The 829-nt window shown below is 43.9% G+C and carries 1 protein-coding gene; it reads left to right on the forward strand.

Annotated features, from left to right (window positions below; translation table 11 throughout):
* Positions 1-591 (forward strand): IS110 family transposase (locus tag QTO06_RS25295; RefSeq protein ID WP_331410343.1); only part of this gene is annotated, 591 nt, incomplete at its 5' end.
* Between the last annotated feature and the right edge of the window lie 238 nt (positions 592-829).

The following is an 829-nucleotide window of genomic DNA, read 5'->3' on the forward strand; positions in this document are numbered from 1 at the left end:
GCAATACTACTTGAGTTTGGACTGAGTTTTCCTAAAGGCCATGCCAAGATGAAAGCGCTATTTCAGTGGCTGGCCGAGCAAGATATAAAGTTACCGCAGAGTCTGGTCGCAGAGTTGCTCTCGATTCATGAGCACTATAAATACCTAAATGAGCAAGTATCTACTCAAGATAGAAAACTGAAAGCGATTACTGAAAATAATGAAAATGCTGAACTTTTGAAGAGTATTCCTGGTATTGGTGATTTAACAGCAACGCTATGTGTGGCCAATATCAGTTCTCCTTCAAACTTTGGTGGAGGTCGCGAGATGGCCGCATGGCTAGGACTCGTTCCAAGGCAGTATTCAACGGGTGGCAAATCAAAGTTATTAGGCATGAGTAAACGAGGGAACAAACACCTTCGCGCTCTATTTATACATGGAGCGAGGTCCGTGCTATCTAGGATAGAAACAACAGGAAAAGTGTTCGGAGATTGGTTAGTCAATTTACGAGCAACAAAGCCGTTTAATGTAGTGGTAGTCGCACTTGCCAATAAGCTAGCAAGAATAGCTTGGGCGGTGTTGTACCACCGCCAAGCTTTTAAGGCTGTATAGCCATAACCAAGTTTGCAACGCCAATGAACGTGATGACAACAACGGTCGATCGGCCAGATTAGTAACCTGATATAAAAAATAGCACCTAGTTGCTTTGGGGCTTTTAAGGATAATCTGGCGCGGATATCATCGTGGAGCGGGGAAGTTAATGTTCCCAACGAGGACTCCGAATACATTAGCGCAAACCAACTCCGTTATTACTAAATTGTAGTTGCAATAACGGGGCGGACCATACATT

Origin of the sequence: Vibrio sp. M260121 (assembly GCF_036533715.1) — a bacterium.
GTDB lineage: Bacteria > Pseudomonadota > Gammaproteobacteria > Enterobacterales > Vibrionaceae > Vibrio.